1 pseudogene is annotated in these 1556 nt (G+C 63.2%); it reads right to left on the reverse strand.

What is annotated here, in order from left to right:
• Positions 1-182: 182 nt before the first annotated feature.
• Positions 183-1490: pseudogene (locus tag GGR04_RS23650) on the reverse strand (transposase); the annotation flags it as partial.
• Between the last annotated feature and the right edge of the window lie 66 nt (positions 1491-1556).

The following is a 1556-nucleotide window of genomic DNA, read 5'->3' on the forward strand; positions in this document are numbered from 1 at the left end:
GTGGGGCTGTTGAAGAAGTCGGCGTTTGAAGCGTCGCGGGGGGCGAAAGGAAGGCCTTCCCGGTGCGAGCTCGGCGGCGCCTTTTACCAAACACGCTGGATGGGAAAGGCAGGTTCGGCTTGGGAAGGTGCAAAGGTCCTTGTGGGAAAGCCAGACGATGAGGACTGTCCCGATCAGATCGGTGCGAGCCGCTTTAGATTGATGGCCGCGGCCGTCAGGTAGGCCTGGATCCTCATGTTCGCGAGGCCGCGCCGAACAGCTCGCGCCAGCCCGTGCCAGGTCTTCGCCTCGCCGTGGAAGCCTTCCGAACGCCAGCGATGGCGCTGGTATAGCCGCTTGTCGTCCTCGCCCCATCGCTCGCGGCGTCGCCGGGCGCGTAGCAGGGCTGGATAATCGTGCACGATGACGACGGCCTTGGTGACACGAGAAGGAGAAAGACAGATCGCGGCGAGATCGCACCCGGCGCAGTCGACGGCTTTGGACGCGAAGAACCGTCCATACTGGATCTTCGTTCGATTGGGCTGGAGGATCTGTCCCCGCGGGTACTTCACGTGGTCATGCCGGGCATCATAGCGAAACCGGCGAAGCGGCACCTTGCTGCGGATCGGTTCGGCCTTGGTGGGGATCACCGCCGTGATGCCGCGGCGCTCCAGGCCGCCGAACACCTTGGCATAGGCATAACCGGCATCGGCCGTCGCCACCTTGATCGTTGCGCCGGTTGTGTCGGCAACAGCGTCGAGACGGTTCAGGATCTCCTGCCCTTCGTTGACCTCGCCGGTCGTGATCTCAACGTCGAGGATGACGCCTGAGACATCGTCGACGACCCCATGCTGCTTGTAGGCCGGCTCCAGCCGACGATTGCGTCCGTTGGTCGCCATGCTGGCATCGGGATCTGTCAAACAGACCTTCTTGTATCGACCCGACTTGCGGGACGTCTTCAGGGTCTCGCCAGCCACCCGGGCGACCTCGGTCCCGTCGCCATTCTCGGCTCTCACGGCATCGACGTGGCGGACCGCCAGACTTTCCCAACTGACGTCCGCCCGGATCAAGGACGCATCGACATGAACGACCTCGCCCTTGGCGATCCCGGCCGCAACGCAGGCGGTGACCGTGCGCTTAAAGATCTGGCGGAAGCGCTCGGCACCCCAGCGTTGGCGAATGCGGGTCAGCGAGGAATGATCAGGCAACACCTCGTGTAGCCCAAAGCCGATGAACCAACGGATCGCCAGATGGACCTGCGCTTCGCGCAGAAGACGTCGATCATGGACGATCCCAAGAAGGAAGCCCGCCAGCATCAGGCGCACCGCAACTTCGGGATCGATCCCTGGCCGTCCCGAACCAGGCGAGTAGCATTCCGAGACGGCTTCGCGTAGCCAGGAAAGATCCAGAACGCGGTCGACGCGGACGAGGATGTGGTCGTCTGGAAGGAGGTCTCGCAGCGAGCCGCACATGTACAGCTCGAGCTGATCGCGCTCTTTCCGACCCAGCATCATGGCCTCCGGCAAACCATCGACAGAGGCAGTGAATCAGGTGACGCCCACTTCTTCAACAGCCCC

It is taken from the genome of Aureimonas pseudogalii (assembly GCF_014196835.1).
GTDB lineage: Bacteria > Pseudomonadota > Alphaproteobacteria > Rhizobiales > Rhizobiaceae > Aureimonas > Aureimonas pseudogalii.